Below are 390 nucleotides of genomic sequence, written 5' to 3'. Positions count from 1 at the left end.
GCAGCGGCGAGTGCATGAGCAAGCTCGCTTTTTTTGGGCGCGAGCGCTCCAGCGCTTCCTTCAGGATCTCGACCTCCAGCGTCTTGCGGCCGAGCTGGCGCTCCAGTTCGCGGATGCGGGTTTCCATCTCACGGACCTGCCGGTTGCTGGTCACGTCGTCGTCGCCAGCCACCGCGACGCTCCCGCCCTCCAGCATCAGCCGCCGCCAGCGGTACAACAGGTTCGGCGCCACGCCGTTGCGGCGCGCCACGACCGATATGCTCTCGCGACCATCGAGCGTCTCCTCGACGATCCTGAGCTTCTCAGGCGTGCTCCAGTGACGGCGACGACCGCCATCGGTGATGATCTCGGACACGGACATAAGCCTATGCTCAGGGGATAGCCCCAAGC

1 protein-coding gene is annotated in these 390 nt (G+C 65.6%); it reads right to left on the bottom strand.

The annotated features are described in order from the left end of the window. The coding region (locus AX685_RS10305; RefSeq protein WP_066488243.1) for a transposase at positions 1–361 on the bottom strand (361 nt) is incomplete at its 3' end. Positions 362–390 lie beyond the last annotated feature (29 nt).

Source organism: Sphingomonas sp. CCH9-F2 (genome assembly GCF_001556735.1).
Lineage (GTDB): Bacteria > Pseudomonadota > Alphaproteobacteria > Sphingomonadales > Sphingomonadaceae > Sphingomonas > Sphingomonas ginsenosidimutans.
The sequence above is the reverse complement of the archived record's forward strand: the minus strand, read 5'-3'. Positions and strand labels throughout refer to the sequence as shown.